This window comes from Mucilaginibacter sp. OK098 (assembly GCF_900142915.1).
In the GTDB taxonomy this organism is placed as follows: domain Bacteria; phylum Bacteroidota; class Bacteroidia; order Sphingobacteriales; family Sphingobacteriaceae; genus Mucilaginibacter.
Window position 1 is genome coordinate 673,511 of sequence record NZ_FRCM01000001.1, and the last position, 20,740, is coordinate 694,250.

Annotated in this window: 19 protein-coding genes and 1 riboswitch; of the genes, 12 read left to right on the top strand and 7 right to left on the bottom strand. The window is 44.6% G+C overall.

Annotated features, from left to right (window positions below; all coding sequences use genetic code 11):
• Positions 1-171: 171 nt before the first annotated feature.
• The 3 genes from BUE31_RS02775 to BUE31_RS02785 form a co-directional block, all read right to left on the bottom strand.
• Entirely contained in the window at positions 172-549 is a 378-nt protein-coding gene (locus tag BUE31_RS02775; RefSeq protein WP_073400029.1) for a response regulator, read from the bottom strand.
• Between the two features lie 131 nt (positions 550-680).
• Complete coding sequence (locus BUE31_RS02780) at positions 681-2,297, bottom strand: Na+/H+ antiporter (RefSeq protein WP_073400031.1); 1,617 nt, start codon at positions 2,295-2,297, stop codon at positions 681-683.
• A gap of 147 nt (positions 2,298-2,444) precedes the next feature.
• Positions 2,445-3,353, bottom strand: coding sequence for a helix-turn-helix domain-containing protein (locus tag BUE31_RS02785; RefSeq protein ID WP_073400033.1), 909 nt, complete (start codon positions 3,351-3,353; stop codon positions 2,445-2,447).
• A gap of 140 nt (positions 3,354-3,493) precedes the next feature.
• Here BUE31_RS02785 and BUE31_RS02790 point away from each other — a divergent pair, with 140 nt between their 5' ends.
• Complete coding sequence (locus BUE31_RS02790) at positions 3,494-5,053, top strand: DHA2 family efflux MFS transporter permease subunit (RefSeq protein ID WP_073400035.1); 1,560 nt, start codon at positions 3,494-3,496, stop codon at positions 5,051-5,053.
• Between the two features lie 63 nt (positions 5,054-5,116).
• Here the strand turns inward: BUE31_RS02790 and msrA are convergent, their stop codons facing one another.
• The 3 genes from msrA to BUE31_RS02805 form a co-directional block, all read right to left on the bottom strand.
• A complete protein-coding gene (msrA, locus tag BUE31_RS02795; protein ID WP_073400037.1) occupies positions 5,117-5,608 on the bottom strand; it encodes a peptide-methionine (S)-S-oxide reductase MsrA in 492 nt (163 codons plus the stop codon).
• Between the two features lie 93 nt (positions 5,609-5,701).
• The gene (gap, locus tag BUE31_RS02800; protein WP_073400039.1) at positions 5,702-6,679 is read right to left on the bottom strand and encodes a type I glyceraldehyde-3-phosphate dehydrogenase; all 978 of its coding nucleotides are present in this window, start codon (positions 6,677-6,679) and stop codon (positions 5,702-5,704) included.
• Entirely contained in the window at positions 6,663-7,547 is an 885-nt protein-coding gene (locus tag BUE31_RS02805; protein WP_073400041.1) for a GlxA family transcriptional regulator, read from the bottom strand. Before BUE31_RS02805 ends, gap begins: the two co-directional genes overlap by 17 nt.
• Before the next feature lie 219 nt (positions 7,548-7,766).
• Between BUE31_RS02805 and BUE31_RS02810 the strand changes: the two genes are divergently transcribed.
• The 11 genes from BUE31_RS02810 (at position 7,767) to thiD (ending at position 19,110) form a co-directional block, all read left to right on the top strand.
• On the top strand, positions 7,767-8,267 hold the full coding sequence (locus tag BUE31_RS02810; RefSeq protein WP_073400043.1) for a hypothetical protein: 501 nt from the start codon (positions 7,767-7,769) through the stop codon (positions 8,265-8,267).
• Between the two features lie 676 nt (positions 8,268-8,943).
• The gene (locus tag BUE31_RS02815; protein ID WP_073400045.1) at positions 8,944-10,539 is read left to right on the top strand and encodes a Gfo/Idh/MocA family protein; all 1,596 of its coding nucleotides are present in this window, start codon (positions 8,944-8,946) and stop codon (positions 10,537-10,539) included.
• 84 nt (positions 10,540-10,623) lie between these two features.
• Positions 10,624-11,466, top strand: a complete 843-nt coding sequence (locus BUE31_RS02820) for a sugar phosphate isomerase/epimerase family protein (RefSeq protein WP_073400047.1) — start codon at positions 10,624-10,626, stop codon at positions 11,464-11,466.
• Between the two features lie 359 nt (positions 11,467-11,825).
• Positions 11,826-11,913: riboswitch (TPP riboswitch) on the top strand.
• Between the two features lie 56 nt (positions 11,914-11,969).
• Entirely contained in the window at positions 11,970-12,173 is a 204-nt protein-coding gene (thiS, locus tag BUE31_RS02825; protein WP_073400049.1) for a sulfur carrier protein ThiS, read from the top strand.
• A gap of 18 nt (positions 12,174-12,191) precedes the next feature.
• Positions 12,192-14,075 carry a phosphomethylpyrimidine synthase ThiC gene (thiC, locus tag BUE31_RS02830; protein ID WP_073400050.1) on the top strand — a complete coding sequence of 628 codons (1,884 nt, stop codon included), beginning with the start codon at positions 12,192-12,194 and terminating at the stop codon, positions 14,073-14,075.
• A gap of 1 nt (position 14,076) precedes the next feature.
• Positions 14,077-14,676 (top strand): thiamine phosphate synthase, encoded by a 600-nt coding sequence (locus BUE31_RS02835; RefSeq protein WP_073400052.1) that lies wholly within the window; start codon positions 14,077-14,079, stop codon positions 14,674-14,676.
• A gap of 16 nt (positions 14,677-14,692) precedes the next feature.
• Positions 14,693-15,340 (top strand): thiamine phosphate synthase, encoded by a 648-nt coding sequence (locus BUE31_RS02840; protein ID WP_073400054.1) that lies wholly within the window; start codon positions 14,693-14,695, stop codon positions 15,338-15,340.
• Between the two features lie 10 nt (positions 15,341-15,350).
• Positions 15,351-16,118 carry a thiazole synthase gene (locus tag BUE31_RS02845; RefSeq protein WP_073401609.1) on the top strand — a complete coding sequence of 256 codons (768 nt, stop codon included), beginning with the start codon at positions 15,351-15,353 and terminating at the stop codon, positions 16,116-16,118.
• The gene (gene thiH / locus BUE31_RS02850) at positions 16,111-17,226 is read left to right on the top strand and encodes a 2-iminoacetate synthase ThiH (RefSeq protein WP_073400056.1); all 1,116 of its coding nucleotides are present in this window, start codon (positions 16,111-16,113) and stop codon (positions 17,224-17,226) included. The genes BUE31_RS02845 and thiH overlap by 8 nt, the downstream gene beginning before the upstream one ends.
• A 2-nt stretch (positions 17,227-17,228) precedes the next feature.
• Positions 17,229-18,275, top strand: a complete 1,047-nt coding sequence (locus tag BUE31_RS02855) for a HesA/MoeB/ThiF family protein (RefSeq protein ID WP_073400058.1) — start codon at positions 17,229-17,231, stop codon at positions 18,273-18,275.
• A 1-nt stretch (position 18,276) separates the two neighbouring features.
• Positions 18,277-19,110, top strand: coding sequence for a bifunctional hydroxymethylpyrimidine kinase/phosphomethylpyrimidine kinase (gene thiD, locus BUE31_RS02860; protein WP_073400060.1), 834 nt, complete (start codon positions 18,277-18,279; stop codon positions 19,108-19,110).
• Between the two features lie 285 nt (positions 19,111-19,395).
• Here thiD and BUE31_RS02865 read toward each other — a convergent pair whose 3' ends face one another.
• Complete coding sequence (locus BUE31_RS02865; RefSeq protein WP_073400062.1) at positions 19,396-20,691, bottom strand: GH36-type glycosyl hydrolase domain-containing protein; 1,296 nt, start codon at positions 20,689-20,691, stop codon at positions 19,396-19,398.
• Between the last annotated feature and the right edge of the window lie 49 nt (positions 20,692-20,740).

Genomic DNA, 20,740 nt, shown 5'->3' on the forward strand with positions numbered 1-20,740 from the left:
ATGGGTTGACTGTTATTGATGAGAAGAAACCCATCCTGCGCTTTGCAGATATTTAATCAGGCGGGAGTCGTTGGCTGAAAGGGCTGGGATCCAGTCACCAATTTGTTCACGGGTACAATATTTTGATCATAAATGGCGAATTGCACTGGATTAGCCAGCAAAAACCGTTGCTTAAGCCATTTCAGCGTTGTTTGATAAACAGCCCTCTACCATATGAATTACCGCATCTACATTAAATGGTTTTGCTATAAAGCCATCCGAACCATAACTGCCAAAGCACTCGAGGAAATGCGGGTATCCGGAAAGCAGGATAACCGGGAGACAGGAGGTCAAAATATTGCCTTTAAGCTCATAGCAGAGTTCGCCTCCATTAATGCCGGGAATAAGAAAATCAAGCATTACAAGGTCAGGTTTGTGGGTTAACGCACTTTCAATAATTGAGGGTGTGAAATTCAGACCAACAACTTCGTAACCTTCTTCATTCAGAAGATCGGTTAACAGGCAGAGGATGTCATAGTCATCTTCTACGATCAGTATTCTCTTTGACATAACATTCTATAATTGGTAAATATATAACGATCAAACAGGCATTATAGTTTGATGGTCATCCTGATAAATATAAGGTATTTACCTGACTTTAAGGTTACTGGAATATTATATAATTACACCGGGTTAGTTCCTTATTCTTCCTCATAGGCAAAGTGTTGGCGCATTTTTTCTTCTTCCAGGTCCAGCAACTCAAGTTGTTGTTTAACGATGTCATCGTTAATGTTTTCCTTTTTGTTAAGGGTATGGAGCAATGCCCGTTGTTCTTTCATCAACTCGGCCATTATAACCCTGTAATCTTTATAAAAAGCATCGGAGCGGGTTTTATTATCTTCTTTCTCCCAGTCCTTCAGTAGTTCAAGATCTGCTGTCAGCTTTAGCCGGAGTGATTTGACCATATCGTTATCCTTAAGCTGTGCTGCATATTTTTCGTCCAGTATTTTAAGGGAAAGGTGGGACAGCTTTTTCCTGACTAGCTGTTTTTGTTGTCCAAACGAAATGGTATAATCACGGTCGGGCATATTTATCCATTTAACCAGCGCCGGCAAGGTCAGGCCCTGCAATACCAATGTTACCAATATAACTATAAAGGTGATAAACAGAATGAGCGGACGCTGGGGAAAGGCCGTGCCTGAATTTAACATAACCGGAACACTTAAGGCTGCCGCTAAAGATACTACACCACGCATCCCTGTCCAGCCAAACAGGATAGGGGCCTTCCAGCCGGGTTTATCATCGGCAACTGTAATGAACTTGCTTATGAACATTGTAAAAACAGTTGCCCCGAAAGTGCTTGCAAAACGGGTAACGATCAAAATAGCAGTAATGATGAGGCTGTATTTGATAGCCGGGCCAAGCCCGTCGGGCCCCAGCGCCTTAATAATCACCGGGAACTCCAGGCCTATCAGTATAAACACAAAACCATTAAGCACAAAAGCTACAGCCTCCCAAACATTAATACCCTTTAGCCTGCTCTGGTTGCTGAAAATAGATTGCCGCCTTGCAGAAAGGAACAGCCCGCCACTCACCACCGCCAGTACTCCCGAAAAATGAAATTCTTCGGCCGCCATGTACATAGCATAAGGCGTAATAAAAGTAAGTACAATATCAATATTGGTAGTAGTAGGCAGCCAGCGATGAATGGCATAAAATACCAGTGCAACTGCTAAACCTATTAAAATTCCCATAACAATTACCAAAACAAAACTAACCGCTGCCTGGCTAAAAACAAACGTGCCAGTAGTTACAGCTGCAAGCGCAAAGCGAAAAATAACCAAACTGGAGGCATCATTCAGCAAGCTTTCGCCCTCTACAATGGTGATGAACCGTTTGGGTACTTTAACATTCTTTAATATCGTGCTTGCCGAAACCGCGTCGGGAGGGGAGATGATGCCGCCTAACAGGAAACCGGTTGCTAAAGTAAAGCCCGGAATAAGGCCATAAGACACAAACGCTACAACACAGGAAGTAATAATAACAATTGGCACAGCAAAGCTGGAGATCACCCGGCGCCATTTCCAGAAATCTTTCCAGGAAGTACTCCACGCTGCCTCATAAAGCAATGGGGGAAGGAAGATCACAAAGATCATGTCCGGGTCAATTTCAATACCTCTTAAAATAGGAACAAAGCCCAGTGGCAACCCTGCCAGTACCAGCAGGATAGGATAGGCAATCTTAATTTTTTGTGCCAGCATAACGATGAACAGGATCACAGCCAGCAGGAAGGTATATTGAATGATGAGGTGGTGCATAACCAAAAATAAGTCAATTTAAGCAAACCTTAAACACGTTGCTGTTTAAAAAATAGCTTTATTCTATACGTTTAGCGCCCAATAATTAATAAGACTCTGGCAAAAGGAAGTTTCTGTACTTTGAAGGAGTTATAAATAGCTAAATTACTAAGCATTGGCAAGCCTCGCCATAACAGGAGAGGAACCTGTATATTTCTTAAAAAAATTGGCGAAATAGGCAGGTTCTTCAAAACCAAGAATATTAGCGATTTGGGCTATGCTCCAGTCGGTGTGCTTTAATAAAGCATGCGCTTCTTTTAAAACGCGTTCAGAAATATGTTGGGTAGTGGTCTTGCCGGTGATTTCCTTTACAGACCGGTTCAGGTGATTGGTATGCACGGAAAGGTTTTTGGCAAAATCATTAGCCGTTTTCAGTTTAAGGAATTGGCCTGACGTATCAATTGGAAACTGTCTTTCCAGTAACTCTAAAAACGAGGTGGTGATTCTTGCTGCAGCACTGGTATTGGTTTCATATACGGTAACAGGTGCTATCTTTAAAGCCTCATGCATCAGGATGCGCAGGTAACTACGGAGCAAGTCGTACTTATGAGCATAATCTGAATCCATTTCTTCCATCATCCTGCCAAGAGTGGCCGAAAGGAAAGCCAGCTGGGCCTCATTTAAAAAAACAATGTGATTGCCGCCTGCCTTAAACAATGGAAAATCCTGCAGGGTGCTTCTATGCTCGTGCGATTCAATAAAGGCCTGGGTAAATAAACAGAAACAGCCTTCCTGCGGCCCTGGTCCTGATTCCCAGGATGATGGTACCGACGGGCTGGAAAACACAAGTGCGGGCCGGTCAATATCCACATACCTGTCCGCATAATGCATTTTACCATTCCCAATTACAAGCGCTATTTTATAAAAATCACGCCGGCTAAATGGTGTTTTCGGAAAGCAAGGCTTACGCAAAAAAACGTTGAAATGCCCCTGCCCGGTATTATTTTCTGCAAATACCTTTTGATTGTCTACCGGATGACGCCGGTAAAATTCTTCGAGTGTTTCCGTACTAAGCATAGGTAAAGGTAGTAATTATTTGATTATTATAATTAAATATGACTATTGAATGATGGTTAAATGATTGGCTGTTTGAAAATTATAAGTTTCTGCTTGAATACTATAAATAGAAAGCAAACAGGCGCTGCTACTTTTGCGCTATGGAAACCGGTTTTAGAAAATGGATCATTGTAGTTACGATCATTACTTCCACCATTATTGAGCTGATAGATACTACTATTGTAAACGTATCCATCAATACCATGAGCGGGAATTTGGGGGCATCGCTTGAGGACACAGCATGGGTTATTACTTCCTACGCCATAGCCAATGTGATCATCATCCCGATGACCAGTTTCCTGGCCGAAAAGATCGGGAGGAAACAATACTACATTGGTTCTATACTTCTGTTTACACTGGCCTCGGCTATGTGCGGGTTTTCACATAATTTATGGGAGTTGGTCGCCTTTCGTTTTCTCCAGGGCATTGGCGGGGGCGCTCTGTTGTCTACTTCACAGTCTATTCTTTTTGAAACCTTCCCGATAAAAGAACGTGCTACCGCCAGCGGCATTTTCAGCCTGGGTATTATTATCGGCCCGTCCATCGGACCGGTGATGGGGGGCTTCATCGTGGATAATTTATCCTGGCAATGGATCTTTTATGTGAATATCCCTATCGGGCTTTTGGCCGCTGTTTTATCCTTCATTTATCTTAAGCCCACTAAACGATCAGAAGACGGGAGAAGTATCGACTGGCTTGGCATCTTTTTATTGGCCGTAGGAGTCGGTTCCCTGCAAATAGTGCTGGAAAGAGGAGAAACAGACGACTGGTTTGCAGCAAATTATATTGTAGTACTGAGTATTATATCAGCCTTGTCTTTAGCCGTTTTGGTTTGGTGGGAGCTTAATATTAAACACCCGGTAATTAACCTGCGCGTTTTAAAAAGCACCACTTTATCTATTTCTGCTATTATGACCTTTGTGCTGGGCTTTGGCCTGTTCAGTGCTGTATTCGTTTTTCCTTTATATGCACAGCGGATCATCGGTTATTCTGCCTTCCAAACTGGTACCATGCTCTTGCCCGGGACGCTGATGGCGGCAATGATCTCGCCGTTTTTGGGAAAAATGCTGCAAAGCGGAGTCCGCCCGCAATACCTGATTATCCTTGGCTTTGGGCTGTCGGCCATTTTTGGCTTCATGATGTCGGGCTCGAACCTGGAAACCGGCGGCGCATATTTTTTCATCCCATTGATCTGCCGTGGATTGGGCGCGGCACTGCTGATCGTACCATTAACCGCCCTTGCGGTGTCAGAATTAAAACCGGCTGAAATACCGCAAGGCGCCGCTTTGAATAATATGATGCGGCAAATGGGCGGATCGTTTGGTATCGCCTTGATAAATACCTATATCGCGCACCGGGCAGCGGCAAACCGCATGTCCCTGATCCCTCACGTTACAGCCTCCGACCCACTTACGGTTATGCGGCGGCAATCATACATCAGTAATTTCCTAGCCCATGGCGCCAGCTACCTGCGTGCCTTACAACAATCCCTGGGGGCGCTGGAAAACACTGTTGCCCGGCAAACTTTTCTGCTAAGTTATATGGACGCATTTCTGCTGCTGGCCATTTTAAATGCCTGCTGTATCCCGCTGGTAATCCTGACCATCAAAAAAAGACAGGTTGTAAAGGTCGGTAAGGTGGAGCTTCCGGATGCGCATTGATTGGTGTTGAGATAGATCAGGAAAAATTATTCCTTGTCCTTTCAAAACAGCCAGGCATTGTAATTATGCTAGTTTCCAGTCGGGCCGTTCAAAGTGGCAGGTGTATCCGTATGGGTTCTTTTGCAGATAGTCCTGGTGTTCGGCTTCGGCATTCCAAAAATCGGTTTCAGGTACAACTTCGGTAACAATCTTTCCGGGCCATTTCCCTGAGGCTTCCATTTCCTTGATCAGCACGTTTGCAGTTTCCCGCTGATTTTCATCCAGGTAAAAGATCGCAGAGCGATAGGAGGCCCCGATATCATTTCCCTGCCTGTTCCGGGTGGTAGGGTCATGGATCTGGAAGAAATATTCCAGGAGCTTGCGATAGGATAGCAGCTCAGGGTCAAATGTAACTGCAATGGCTTCAGCATGTGTGCCGTGATTCCGGTAAGTGGCATTAGGTACATTACCGCCTGTGTATCCCACTACAGTTGAAATAACACCCGGATAATGCCTGATTAATTCTTCTACACCCCAAAAGCAACCGCCGGCCAGAATGGCTTTTTCAATATTCATTTTGTCTTATTTTTTAAAGGATAAAAATAAGGCTTTTAGGTTACACATTCTTAATTCGAAGGTCACGAATTAAGAATGTGTAGCAGGCAGGATTTAAAGTACGGATACCAGTTCGGCTATGCGGTTGGAGATCCCCACTTCGTTATCGTACCAGGCGACTACCTTGACCAGCTTGCCAATTGATTTGGTCAGGTTGCCGTCTACTATTGAGCTATGGGTATTGCCTAAAATATCAGCCGATACGAATTGTTCTTCGGTATATTGTAAAATACCCTTTAAAGAAGTATCTGCGTACTGCTTTAATATCGTATTCAGGTCTTTAGCCGAAACCTCCTGCTTTAAGTTGATTGACAAGTCAACGATCGACCCATCGATCACGGGGACACGATAGGAGAACCCGTCCAGCTTGCCTTTCAGCGCCGGTAAAACGTCACCAATGGCTTTTGCCGCGCCGGTGGTTGTGGGAATGATTGAATGCGGTGCTGACCGTGCCCTGCGCAGATCTTTATGCGGCCCATCCTGCAAATGCTGGTCGGCGGTAAAGGCATGAACAGTCGCCATATAACCGGATTCAACGCCGAACTCTTTGTCCAGGATGTATAACACAGGGGCAATGCTGCCAGTGGTACAAGATGCGGTGGAATAGATCTGATCGCCGCCGATCAGTTGATTGTTAACGCCGTGAACGATAGTTTTTATCCCGCCCGTAGCCGGTGCCGTGATCAATACTTTTTTCGCACCGGCATCGATATGTGCCTGTGCGGTGGCTTTATCCGTAAAGCGCCCGGTAGATTCGATCACCACATCGATCCCGAGGTCTCCCCATGGCAGATTTTTCGGATCTTTTTCGCTCAATAAGCTGATCTTTTTTCCGTTGACCAGCATAGCCCCGTCTTCTGCAGCGACTGTACCCGGGAAATGCCCATGCGCGCTGTCATACTTCAGCAGGTGGATCAAGGTGTTAAGGTCCGTCAGGTCATTGATCGCAACGACTTCGATATCCTGTTTATTCTGTAAGGCCCTAAGCGTCATGCGCCCGATCCGGCCGAATCCATTAATTGCAATTTTCATATTTCTGTAGTTTTAAAAGTCTTCTGTAATCAGATGGTGTAACCATCAGGTGTCTTAAAAATAGCCTTCTCATCGATACTAACCCGCCTAAACCGCAGCGCAAAGCAACTTGCTCAAGGGGCACATCGCTTTCTTCAATGCAAACCCGGGCGGCTTCAACACGGAGTTTTTCGATATATTTTGCCGGGGAGATCCCGGTTTGCCGGGTAAAGACCCGGGTGAAGTTCCGGTGACTCATGTTCGTTTTTTCTGCTAATCGCCCTACATCCAGCGGTTCATGCAACCGTTCTGCCAGCCATTCTTTTAACTGTATGGCCACAGGTGAAGCATCAACCATGCTGCCGAACTGTACCTGGTAAGCCTGCCTGTTCAGGTAAAAAAAGATAAGTTTTCGTGCTATTTCAGCAGCCACAGCCCGCCCGCAATCTTCTTCCACCATTGCTAAAGCAAGGTCGATCCCGGAAGATACGCCGCCGGATGTAAACAGCTGCCCATCCCTTGAATGAAAGAAATTACGGTCGGGCAGCATGCCTGACTTTTCCAAAATGGAACTGCCAACACCTACAAAGCCGATCCTGCGGATTCCGTTGTGAGCTGCCGCCAGCCAGGTATAAAATTCCCCGTAGTTTGATGCGGGATCATCGCCCACAATTAACAGCGTATCTATGATCCCCTCCAGCTCTGTTAACTGTAAACAATGGATCTTAATCCCTGAAGAAGCCTGCACCGGCACTGTGCCCGGCGAAACCAATACGACATCGTAAATCCCCCGAAGCTTGTCCGCATGATTAAATACATCCGCCGGGCCGGCGAAGTCCATCAACGAATTACCGGACATCACCACGATAGCGACCTTCTTTCTATCCATAAGTCAAAATTAAAACATTCAATTTATGTCTCAAAGGACATTAATTAAACAATTTAGGCCATAAATGAAATAAGAAATTAATGGAAAATCGAACCAATTTATCTAGGATTTGAAGAAAATAATTTGTTTAGATGAATTGCAGGCCTTAATCCTGTAAGCATCTTGATATAACGTTTTAAGGTTTGTCTTGTTCTTGAATTATCACGAAATTTGCCCGGAATGACGGAATTGAATGAATACGAGTGCGAAATTCTGGACACGATGCTGGAAGCTTTTGGCGTCCCAGACAGCCTGACGCGGGCGCAGCTGATGAACCTTTTTGAGCATGACGAGGCTTCGGCTTTTGCAATGGTGCAGATATTGATCAGGGAAGGCCTGATCGCTGAAACCGGCAAACATGGCGATTACGAATTGCCCGAAAAGGTTGTACTAAAGCCCAAAGGAGACAAGTTTCTGAAAGAAGGCGGTTTTATGCGCCGCTATAAGCTGGAACAGGAAAAGCCGGTAGAAGTTGGCGGCACACTTTTCAAGCTGCAACAGCAAAATATGAAACTGCAAAATCTGAAGCTTGAAAATGAAAGAGAACTCGTTGAACTTCGGGGAACCATTAATAACCTTCAAATCAGGCAATACATTTGGTGGGTACTGATCATCATTGCGCTAATAGCAGGCTACCTGATTGGCCACAAGTCAGGCGTTCATGTGCGCTCACATAGATGATCTCTTCTTATTACTGAATTGTTAACCATTCATTAAGCGAATGCATTACTTCGTATAAGTAATTTGTTACAATTAACTAATTGTTAAGTAGTTTTAATATATTTGATTTAAGCTCTTACCAATTAGGAGCTGCCTTTATAAACCTTAAATAAAAATAATATGAAAAATTTAAATGGAATTAAAAAACTATCCAGAAAGGATTTAAAAAACATTATGGGAGGAACCAGGGTACCTCCTGCGGGTTGTAGTTGTTTTTGCTATATAGGTTCTGTAAAAGTAAGTCACTCTTGCACTACTTATTGCCCGGGTGATGTAATACCTGGTATTGACCCTGGTTCGCCTTCAAATTGTGGCACTCCTCCTCCGTTGAATTAATATAATCTTACAAACAGAAAGCCTTTAGATTTTTTTTAAGGGCTTTTTTTATGCTTTTTAAAAAACGATACTTCCCTTAAAACAACAAAGCCCGATCCGCTTTAACGGACCGGGCTTTGTACTCTGAGTCGGAGAAAGGTCGAACAAATTTTTGGAAGATTTGAAGAAGACAGCGGCTTTAAATTGTTTAGAAACACGCTCATCGCTGCTCTGTTATTAACATAAATGATACATAAAATTGTAGATTTTTTTTATCAATTTTAAATATCACTTCCCCTGAACCAATTATAAACCAATTTTTATGAAAAAAGATCAACCCTCAAACTCTCCTTTGGCCGTAAATGGCAAACCCGAGAAATCCGAAGAAAAAACAGGCATAGATCGCCGCCATTTTATTAAAACAGCCGGGATAGGCGCACTGGCATTCAGTATCGTTCCGCGGCACGTGCTTGGCGGTACCGGTTTTATAGCGCCCAGCGATAAATTAACCCTCGCCTATGTAGGCTGCGGCACCCAGGGTATGCGCGAAATGCTGCCGATGCTGGCTGTGCCCGAAATACAGATAATTGCCGTTTGCGATCCCAACCGGGATGCGGTGGGATATAGAGATTGGTCGAAGAACGGTCTTCGCGATGAGATCAGAAGGGCCATCAATAAACCGGATTGGCAGCCGGGCGGTGAAAATATTGTACCCGGCGGCAGGGAAGTGGGAAAAAACGTTGTTGATAGTTTTTATGGCAATATCCGCGCCAGCGACAATTTTAAAGCGTGCACTGCCTATGCAGATTATCGCGAATTGCTGGATAGAGAAAAAGACCTGGATGCAGTGAAGATCATGACGCCTGATCACTTGCATGGTCTATTCGCGATCGCTGCATTGAAACGTAATAAACACGTACTTATGCATAAGCCGGTTTCGAACCGCTTACAGGAAGGTAAGGCGGTTATTGAATTGGCTCGTCAGAAAACCAATATCGTTACCCACCTGGTGCCCTGGGATTCCAACGGATCGATGGACCAGGTAATGGCGTGGATCAATGACGGTAAGATCGGCAAATTGAAGGAGATTCATAACTGGACCAATCGTCCTGTATGGCCGCAGTATCCGACCCTGCCAACTGATAATGTGCCCGTTCCTGACGGCCTTGACTGGAACCTATGGCTTGGGCCGGAGGCAGACCGGCCATACTCACCTAATTATACAAATATGGTTTTCCGTGGCTGGTACGATTTCGGTGGCGGTTCCATGGCCGATATGGGGCATTATAGTTTGTGGACCGTATTTAATGCGCTGCAATTGACTTCTCCTGAAGTGATCGTGCCGAATTTAACCCACTATGTCGGCATGGGTGACCACACCCCGAATTTCGTGCACAACGATTTCTCGTTCCCTACAGGGTGTACCGTTAAGTTCAAATACCCTGCTAACGGCGACAGGCCACCTGTTGACCTGTTTTGGTGGGATGGGGGTATCCGGCCCACGGTGCCTGAAGAATTAATTGCGATAAACGAGGAAGATCTGCCTGCCGAGGGTATGATGTTCATCGGTTCAAAAGGCAAGATAATAGCCGGTTTCAATGTGCAGAATCCAAGATTGTTTTCGAAGAAAAAGAAGGAGGTGAAAGCCACTATTGCCCCCAATAACTCTTATGAGCATAACAAAATGGTGGATGCTTTATCGCTGTTTGCCAAAAGCTGCAAAGCCGGTACGCAGTATCCGGGTAGTTTCCCGGAAGCGGAGGGTCTGACAGAAGCCGTAAACTTATATGCAGCATCACTTAGGTCGCAGAAGCTGTTAAAGTATGATGCCGCAACAAGGCAGATTACCAATGTGCCGGATGCAAACAAATACCTTTCGAGGAATTATAGAACAGGCTGGGATCCGGCTACAATTTAGCCTCACGCCAATCCGCTCCCCGCAGGCGAAGGGGCTAAACTTATTTGATAAGACAAAAATTCGAGATTAAAAGAATAAACGACAATGGACAGAAGAAAATTTATTGGCCAGAGCGCCATAAGCGCAGGAGCGATGCTCCTGATACCCGGTTTCCTGCACGCGGCCGCTGCATACAAAACACCAATCGGTTTCCAGACTTACCCCATCCGGGATGTACTTGCAAAGGATTTCGCAGGCACGATGAAAATGATGGCTGGCTTAGGGTATCAATATACCGAAATGTGTTACCCGAAGGGATATGCGGGCTCGGGTTTTGGACCCCTTGTTGATGTAAAAGCCACCGATATTAAAAAAATTATAGAAGATGCCGGCCTTCATTGCCCCAGTTGCCATATTGGTATTGGTAGTTTGAAAGATAATTTTGGAGAGTGTATGGACTTCGCCCACGGACTGGGGCTGTCACAGATAGTTGCGCCTGGCCTGGATACTCCCGGGAAAACGATAGCTGATTATAAAATGGCAGCCGGCGATCTCAATAAAATAGCCGAAAAGATCAAAGCTGAAGGTATGGTTACAGGCTTGCACAATCACAGTGGCGAATTTAAGATGCTGGATGGTGAGCTGATTTACGATGCTATAATGGCTGCGCTTGACGGCAACCTGGTGAAAATGCAGTTTCAAACCGAAGTAATAACGCTGGGCTATAAAGGCCCGGCCTATTTCGAAAAGTATCCCGGCAGGTTCATCTCTTCCCACCTGTCAGATTGGACAACAGATAAAAAGCAGGTGCCTATTGGCAAAGGAATTATTGACTGGAAAGAATTTTTTGCCGCTGCTAAAACAGGCGGCGTTAAGAATTTCTTTGTCGAAATGAACATGGATACCTACAAGTACAGCGCGGAATATATTCATGGTTTGTTAAGTTAGTTCATAAAAATTTGCCATCAGGTTTTTTTTTGGAATCATATAAACAACAAAACCTTCCTTATAAAGAGGGTCGGGCTTTGTACTCCCGACCATAGAGAGGTCGAACCAATTTTTAAATAATTTGGTGAAATGTCCTCATTATCAGATATTAAAAAAATAAACATGAAGTAGTGGCTTGCCATGCTATTGATAAAGCTCTTAACGTCTGAGTTTAGATTTATTTTCCGCCCATTGTATCCTGAAACCTCGCGTACCTAAACCAAAGGAAAAATAAGACTTAAGTCCCCGATTTAAGCAGTCGCGTTTCAGCCCGGGCTATAAAAAAAGATTTTTACGTCAACAAAAATATCTACATTTACAAAAAACTTTAGGGGTGCCTTGTGCTGAGAAATACCCTTTGAACCTGATGCAGTTAGTACTGCCGAAGGGAAAAGTAGAACAACATTCTTGTTGTTTACCAATCCTCCAACGGGTCCATTCCTATCGTTTAAAAATTAAACACGATGGAAATCACCGTAAATCAACAAAGTTATTCCGTTTCAGATACTTGCTGTTTACAGCAAATGCTTGACACTGTTCTTTTGCAGCCGGCAAAAGGCATTGCCATAGCTGTCAACCAGGAAATCATTGCTAAAAGCAACTGGCCAAACCATTTCCTGAAACCCGGCGATAACCTCACCATCATCAAAGCAACCCAAGGAGGATAAAAACATAAAACCCTAATTATGAAAACTGAAAAAATTCCAGGCGAACAAGTGATCAGCCGAACGCCGTTTCCAGCGTCCCGAAAAGTTTATGTGAAAGGACAGCTGCATAACATCGAAGTAGCGATGCGCGAAGTAAGCCTGAGCGAAACCAAACTGCATGGCAGGTTTGGCGAAACCGAGCCGAATGCATCCGTCACTATTTATGATACAAGTGGCCCCTTTACCGACCCTGATATCGAAATTGATGTGAAACAAGGTTTACCACGCTTGCGTGAGCAATGGATAGTTGACCGGGGCGATGTGGAACAGTTGCAAGCGATTTCATCAGATTATGGAAACCTGCGTGCCAACGATCAAAACCTGGACGCCTTAAGGTTTGCACACATTAGCAAGCCTTATAAAGCCAAACCAGGCATGAACGTATCGCAGATGCATTATGCAAGAAAAGGCATCATTACACCCGAAATGGAATATATCGCTATCCGCGAAAACCAGCGTATCGATTTATTAAAGGAGCAATTGAACGGCCAGTATGAGGTGATGTCGCACCAGCACCCCGGTCAAAGCTTTGGCGCTAATACGCCTAAAGGCTATATCACCCCGGAATTTGTACGTCAGGAAGTGGCCTGTGGCCGCGCGGTCATCCCTTCCAATATTAACCACCCCGAAAGCGAACCGATGATCATCGGGCGTAATTTCCTGGTGAAGATCAATGCCAACATCGGTAACTCCGCTGTTACTTCAAGTATCGAAGAAGAAGTCGAAAAAACCGTATGGGCCTGCCGCTGGGGCGCAGATACGATCATGGACCTTTCTACAGGCAAAAACATCCACGAAACCCGCGAATGGATCATCCGCAATTCACCTGTGCCGATCGGTACCGTACCGATTTACCAGGCCTTAGAGAAAGTAAATGGCAAAGCCGAAGACCTGACTTGGGAACTCTTCAGGGATACTTTGATCGAACAGGCCGAACAAGGGGTAGATTATTTCACCATTCACGCCGGCGTACTGCTGCGTTATGTACCGCTTACCGCTAAGCGTATTACGGGTATCGTATCGCGTGGCGGTTCTATCATGGCTAAATGGTGTTTGGCACACCATAAAGAGAACTTCCTGTACACGCATTTCGAAGAGATCTGCGAGATCATGAAAGCCTATGATGTTGCCTTTTCATTGGGCGATGGATTAAGGCCCGGCTGTATTGCCGATGCCAACGATGCTGCGCAATTTGGTGAACTGGAAACTTTAGGCGAACTGACCAAAATCGCGTGGAAACATGACGTGCAAACGATTATTGAAGGCCCCGGACATATCCCGATGCATATGATCAAAGAAAACATGGATAAGCAACTGGCACACTGCGGTGAAGCACCATTTTATACATTAGGCCCCTTAACCACAGATATTGCACCCGGCTACGATCATATCACCTCCGCTATTGGCGCGGCTATGATCGGCTGGTTCGGTACGGCGATGCTTTGTTATGTTACACCCAAAGAACACTTAGGCCTGCCTAACAAAAAAGACGTGAAAGATGGCGTGATCACGTATAAAATTGCAGCCCATGCAGCCGATCTGGCCAAAGGGCATCCGGGTGCGCAATACCGTGATAACGCTTTAAGCAAAGCACGTTTTGAGTTCCGTTGGGAGGATCAGTTCAACCTGTCGCTAGATCCTGACACAGCCCGGGAATTTCATGACGAAACCCTGCCTGCCGATGGTGCCAAGATCGCCCATTTCTGCTCCATGTGTGGCCCTAATTTCTGCTCGATGAAGATAACCCAGGATGTCCGAGACTATGCCAAAGAAAATGGCATGGGTGAAAATGATGCGCTATCCAAAGGAATGGAAGAAAAATCAAAAGAGTTTTTACAAAAAGGGAGCGAAATTTATTTGTAGTATGGAGCTGATCATTATTTCAAACCCGATCCCTGTTGCTAATGAGCCTATGCTCATCAACAACCTGTTTATGGCGGGTTTGAAATGTTTTCATCTTCGGAAACCGGAAAGCGATATTCAATCGATAAAAGATTTATTGAATGGTATTGCATCACGTTTTTATGACCGGATCGCTTTACACCAGTATCATGAGATCGCGTCTGAATACGGGATTAAAAGATTGCATTATACAGAAAAGGCGCGGGAAGTATTAAGCGTTGAAAAGTGGCAAAATTACCTGGATGAGGGATTTATGTTAAGCACCTCTGTCCATGATCTTTCGATACTTCCTTATTTAGGGCATTTTGATTATGTTTTTTATGGGCCGGTATTTAATAGCATATCTAAGCCCGGCCATCAAAGTAAATTAACCGGTGATTTTAGATTGGATAAAACCAATACCAAACCTCAAGTGATCGCTTTAGGTGGAGTGGAAGTATCCAATTTGCGCCATATCAAGCGAATGGGATTTGATGGAGCCGCCGTATTGGGGACGCTTTGGAACCAGCCGGATAAGGCGATATCGCGTTTTAATCAATTACAGGAAAATCTGCCAGATTAAATATAACACGAATACCATGATCGATAAACTACATTATATTTCACAGCAACCCGAAAACGGGTCACACCTGACCGCCATTAGCCAGGCATTGGAAGCAGGCTGCAAATGGGTGCAACTCCGGGTTAAGAACCAGCCCGCCGATATGATCCTGGAATACGCCATAGAAGCGAACAAGTTATGCAACCAGCATGGTGCGAAATTGATCGTGAATGACCACCCTGAGATCGCACTAAAAGCGGGGGCTTATGGTGTACACCTGGGTTTGCAGGATATGTCTGTCACCCAGGCCAGGTGTATCGTGGGTCAAAAAATGATCATCGGGGGAACGGCGAATACCTTTCAGCATGTTCAGCAAAGGGTGGCCGAAGGGGTTGACTATATTGGTTGCGGCCCTTACCGGTTCACGACAACCAAAGAAAAGCTAAGCCCGATTTTAGGTCTGGAAGGCTTTAAGGCCATCATAAAACAAATGCTTGCTGCAAACATGGCCGTTCCCGTTATCGGTATTGGCGGTGTATTGCCTGACGATATCACCTCGCTGATGGATGCCGGCCTCTATGGTGTTGCGATATCCGGCGCGATTACCAGGGCCGCAGACCCGAAAGCCATTGTTGATTATAGCTATCAGCGGTTGAATACCCCGGAAATAAATGAACTTATTTAAGCAAAACCCCATGTTAACCATAGCCGATAAAATCTTTAATTCCCGTTTATTTACCGGAACCGGTAAATTCAGTTCTTCCATTCTGATGGAAGAAGCCCTGCTCGCTTCAGGCTCGGAACTGGTTACCGTTGCCCTCAAACGTGTGGATATAAAAAACAATGACCAGGATGACCTGCTCAACCGGCTAAAATATCAGCATATTAATCTTTTACCCAATACGTCGGGTGTGCGTAACGCCAAAGAAGCAGTATTTGCAGCACAACTGGCAAGGGAAGCATTAGAAACCAACTGGATAAAACTGGAAATACACCCCGATCCTAAGTACCTGATGCCTGACCCCATCGAAACCCTAAAAGCGACAGAAGAACTGGCCAAATTGGGCTTTATCGTATTACCTTATATCCACGCTGACCCGGTGCTGTGTAAACGGCTGGAAGATGCGGGCACTTCGGCAGTGATGCCGCTGGGTTCGCCGATAGGTAGCAATAAGGGTTTAAAAACTATCGATTTTTTAGAGATCATCATCAGCCAGAGCAATGTACCGGTGATTGTAGATGCAGGCATCGGCTCACCATCTGATGCGGCCTGGGCAATGGAGATCGGCGCCGATGCCGTTTTGGTGAATACCGCTATCGCGGTATCGGGCAACCCGGTACAAATGGCAAAAGCATTTAAAATGGCTGTAGAAGCCGGACGGCTGGCTTTTGAAGCTAAACTGGCGCTGCCGGTAACTCACGCAGTGGCAAGCAGCCCCTTAATCTCCTTTTTAGATGAATAACTTTAGCGATATTTTCAACACCTATAATTGGGACGAAACCAAAGCGGGCATCTATGCCAAAACGGGGCAAGATGTAGAACGGGCATTAGCTGCCAGTAAACGAACGTTGGAAGACTTTAAAGCCCTGGTATCCCCGGCGGCAGCGCCATACCTGGAGCAAATGGCGGCTATCAGCCAGCAATTGACCCAGAAGCGTTTTGGCAAAGTGATACAAATGTATGTACCGCTTTACCTATCAAATGAGTGTAAAAACATTTGCACCTATTGCGGTTTTAGCTATGATAATAAGGTAAAGCGCAAAACACTTTTGCCAATGGAGATCATGCAGGAGGTTAGCGTTATTAAAGCTATGGGCTATGACCATGTGCTCTTAGTGACCGGGGAAGATAACGAAACCGTTCATGTGGACTACTTCAAAAAGGTACTCGATCTGATCCGTCCGCATTTTGCACATATCTCTATGGAAGTGCAGCCGCTTGACCTGGAAGATTACCTGCAACTAACCCCTTATGGCTTGAACACGGTGCTGGTTTACCAGGAAACCTATCATCAGGAAGATTATAAAAAACACCATCCCAAAGGGAAGAAATCCAACTTCAGGTATCGCCTGGAAACCCCTGACAGGCTGGGCCAGGCTGGAATTCACAAAATGGGTTTAGGCATATTGATCGGCCTGGAAGACTGGCGCACCGATTGTTTTTTCACGGCACTGCACCTTAATTACCTAGAGAAAAATTACTGGCAAACTAAATATAGCCTGTCCTTCCCCCGTTTGAGGCCATTTAGCGGGGGCTTAGAACCTAAAGTGGAAATGAGCGACCGCGAACTTGTACAGCTGATCTGTGCGTACAGGATATTTAACGAAGAGGTAGAACTCTCAATGTCCACACGGGAATCTGAAAACTTTCGGAACAATATTGTCAAGTTAGGTATAACCAATATCAGCGCAGGATCAAAAACCAATCCCGGCGGATATGCCGTTGAACCGGAGTCGCTGGAACAATTTGAGATCAGCGACGAACGCAGCCCGGAACAAATTGCACAAGTCATCAGATCGCAAGGTTACGAACCGGTTTGGAAAGATTGGGATAACAGTTTAGCGCAATAGGTATGTTAAAAGGCGAAGAACTCAAACGGTATAGCAGGCAGATCATTTTACCTGAGATCGGAATAACAGGGCAGGAAAAACTAAAGAACGCTAAAGTGCTGATGATCGGCGCTGGCGGTTTGGGCTGCCCTGTGTTGCAATACCTGGTTGCAGCCGGGGTCGGTGAGATCGGTATCGTAGATGCTGATATCGTGGATATCAGCAACCTGCACCGGCAGATCTTATACGGCCTGAATGATGTTGGTGGCTTAAAGGCGGTCCTTGCCAAAGAAAAACTCGAATTGCTCAATCCGCATACTTTTATTACGGCTTATCCGGTACGCTTTACATCAGTTAATGCGGAAGCTATTTGCGGGGTTTATGACATGGTGATCGATGGCTCCGATAATTTTGAGACACGTTATCTGGTCAATGATACCTGTGTGGCTTTAAATAAGCCGCTTGTATTTGGTTCTATATTTAAGTTTGAAGGTCATGTATCTGTGTTTAATTATCAGGATGGACCCGATTACAGAGATGTATTTCCCGAAACACCGCCAGCTGATGAAGTTTCCAATTGTGCCGGGATCGGTGTGTTGGGTGTTTTGCCCGGCATCATAGGAACCTATATGGCAAATGAAGCTATCAAGATCATTTGCGGTATTGGCGAAACCCTGTCGGGTAAATTGATGACCATGAGTGCGCTTGATAACACCACTAGTATTTTTAAAGTCGGGAAACTACAAAAACAGGTTCAGGTAAAAAACATCACCACAGTGGCGCCCGCACCTGCCGATGAGCTAACGATAGACGAACTGAATGCGTGGCTAAGCGAATCTGCAGATCAAATCTACCTGGTTGATGTGCGTGAAACGTATGAGTTTGAAGATTATAATATCGGTGGGATCAACATTCCTTTATACGAATTGAAAGAACATATTGATGAATTGCCGCAGGACAAAAAATTGATATTTTGTTGCCAGACCGGTCAGCGCAGTAAGATGGCGATCCAACTATTAAAGCCTTTGTACAAAGGCGAAATGTACAGTTTAAAAAACGGGGTGATCTAAGATGAGCAAATATAAATACCCGGTAGTACTGAGCATTGCCGGATCAGACAGTGGCGGAGGGGCCGGTATACAGGCCGATCTAAAAACGATAAGCGCCCTGGGTTGTTTTGCAACCACGGCTATCACCGCGGTTACGGTACAAAATACCTTAGGTGTTAGTGGTATTCACCCTATTCCAGTCGAGTTTGTAAAAGCGCAGATCAAAGCGGTGATGGATGATCTTAAACCCTCTGCGATTAAGATCGGGATGATGCACAGCGCCGAATTGGCTATTGGCATTGCCGAAGCCTTAAGTGGATATCCCAATGTCCCGGTTATTTTCGACCCGGTGATGGTGGCGTCCAGTGGCGACCGTTTGATCGCCGGGGATACTGTGGAAACTTTAAAAAAATACTTGTTCCCTATAGCCGCATTAGTGACTCCCAATTTAGATGAAGCGGCTATCCTTGCCGGAATGGACATCAAAACCCCCGGCGATATGAAAACGGCCGCTGCACGGATCATGGAATACGGTTGTCATGCAGTACTGATCAAAGGAGGACATCTAAAAGGCCCTGACCTGTTTGATGTTTACCTGGACAAAGAGGGTAATGAGCGTATTTTCAGATCTACAGCTATTGATACCGTTAATACACATGGAACAGGATGCAGCCTCTCATCTGCCATTGCTTCTTTTACAGCATTAGGAAACGATCTGAATATTTCCATATCAAACAGTAAAAAATATATTCAACAGGCAATAGAGCAGGGCAGGGATGTAAAGACTGGAGAAGGTCACGGTCCGCTGAACCACTTTTTTGATCCCCAAAAATTAGTGAAATGTGAAATAGAGTGAGTCGGCTTGGCAGGAAGCTACCCCTGTTTATAGAAAATATTGTTGAGTTCTTTATGAAAGAACTCAACAATGGGTGGATACAGAAATTTTTTAGTTATTCTAAAGCAAAGGATTAAAGCATTAAGTTTATCTAAGAAAATGTTGCGATTATAGCTTGTAAGCCCCTGCGAATGAAACCCTACTAAAATTGAGGTAAGCTAAAGTAAAAAGTTGACCCTTTACCTTAAGCAAAGGATAATTTATTAGATAAATGGCGGTTACTGCATCATTGAATTTAACACCTGTTTAATTATGTTTTGCCCACTCTTTCAATTGATCTATAGCTTTTGCCAATACACCCGCTGAGCCTTTAAAAGCAGCGGAACCATTAGGCTTACCATCGATGCCATACCATTCATAAAAACCTTTGTCTTTGATTGTTCTGTTAAGCATGGGTTGTAATTCTGTATACGCTTCTTTAATAAAGCCATGCCTTATTAGCTGCCGAATCATTCTTGCACCAAACCAGGTCCAGTCTCCTCCGTTTTGATATATATATGGTTTTGACGCTGAGGAGTTTTTATAAATATTCTCCGGATAGATTGGGTAAAGTGTTAAGCCAATAGAAGGAGCGCCAGATAATTTAACATTGTGTAACATGTCCTGATTAACAAGCATAATTTCATTTTTTGATAAAATTCCTGCTTCAATAGCTATAGCCGTTCCGCCATGAAAATAGATTTTGTTTTCATCAAAACTTGCCGGGAATGGTGATTTATCAAGATACAAATGCGGAATGAATTTATGTTTTTTTATATCCCAAAGATATTTCCTTATCGAGTTGATGGTATTAGCTTTTAGCTGCTGCCACTTTTTTCGGTCTGTTTCTGTTTTATAAAAACCGGCCATATCATTAAGCGCTATAACAAACATGGCGTTATCATATATATCAATAGCCCAATGGGTGTTTTTATCAATATCAACTACCGCGCCGCCCTCTATCTGAACATCTCCCCAGTCCTGTGTTGTAGCTCCGGTTAAAAGATGATATTTGCCTGAGTAACGGTTCTTTTGCAAATAAGCAATAGCCATTTCCAGGCGTTGTAACGCGGTTTTTCCCGCTATTATTTCCTGCAAAATTGAGCTGTCGCCAGTTATACGGATGTATTTACCTATAGCCTGTATCAGCGAAGTTTCCTGGTCTGTTTCAACTGTGTTTTTAAAACCCACATGGGAAACATCATTAGGAGAGGTGTAAATATTAGGGTCGTTCCAGGTTACATGGCCCTTCAATACATAGCCGTCCACAATTTCGCCGTTGGGTTGTTGAAGCCTGAGAAAAGTAAGCAGATTTGCCCGTATGCTGTCCCGGCTGTAAACTTTACAGGAAGTTTCAATAAACGTATTAAAGTCACGTATCCAAACCTGGGGGTAACCATCACCAGCGTTAAAGCCTTTACTTAAAAGAGTTGTGGCTTTTGAGTATACTGTGTCCAACTTTTTATCTGCCATGATTTGTGCGGCCAGGTCCTGCTGTTGCTGAGCCAGTCCTTTTATAGAAATGCCAATTATTAAAACAGTAGTTATAAAGATGTTTTTCATGTTCGTTCTTAATATCAATGGTTTTGATATTTTAAAATCAAAAAAAGTC